We start from the raw sequence: 809 nt of genomic DNA, 5'->3' as shown, positions 1-809 counted from the left end.
GTCAGAATAAAAGAAAAAGATTAAATAGGGTTTTATTCTGGCTCCTGGCTCCTGACTTCCCCAAACTGGCTCCAGCTTTAAATTCATGCTTGACAGAATATTAGCTCATCATCAGTTTAACACATTAAAGCGGTAGAGTGCTAGCCCCCTTACACGGGGACTTTGCCTCTATCAAGCATTTTCTTGAGGAATTGACCTGTATAGGAGCGCTTTGCTTCGGCTACGTGCTCCGGCGAACCGGTGGCTATGATGCGGCCGCCGCCTTCCCCGCCTTCCGGTCCGAGGTCGATAATCCAATCCGCGGTTTTAATTACGTCGAGGTTGTGCTCGATTACGAGTACGGTGTTACCCTGTGCCACCAGACGCTTGAGAACCTCTAAAAGCTTTTCGATATCGGCGAAATGAAGCCCGGTGGTGGGCTCGTCCAGTATATAGAATGTCCTGCCGGTTGCAACCTTGCAAAGCTCGGCGGCAAGCTTTACGCGCTGGGCTTCGCCGCCCGAAAGCGTCGGTGCGGGCTGGCCGAGCTTTATGTAGCCAAGGCCAACGTCGAACAGGGTCTGTAGCTTGCGCTTTATCTTGGGCACATTTTCGAAAAACGCAAGCGCTTCCTCGACCGACATCCCGAGGACATCGGCGATACTCTTGCCCTTGTATTTAACTTCAAGCGTCTCGTTATTATACCTAGCGCCCTTGCAGACCTCGCACGGGATATAGATATCGGGTAGAAAGTGCATCTCTATCTTGATCGTGCCGTCGCCGCTGCAGGCCTCGCAGCGCCCGCCGCGAACGTTAAAGCTAAAGCGCCC

At 52.8% G+C, this 809-nt stretch carries 1 pseudogene; it reads right to left on the bottom strand.

The annotated features are described in order from the left end of the window. Window positions 1-149: 149 nt before the first annotated feature. Window positions 150-809, bottom strand: a pseudogene (locus COY37_RS04760) (excinuclease ABC subunit UvrA); the annotation flags it as partial.

It is taken from the genome of Candidatus Aquicultor secundus, from assembly GCF_002791875.1.
GTDB classification, from domain to species: Bacteria; Actinomycetota; Aquicultoria; order Aquicultorales; family Aquicultoraceae; genus Aquicultor_A; species Aquicultor_A secundus.
Note: the sequence above shows the minus strand (reverse complement) of the source record. Positions and strands in the feature narration are given on the sequence as shown.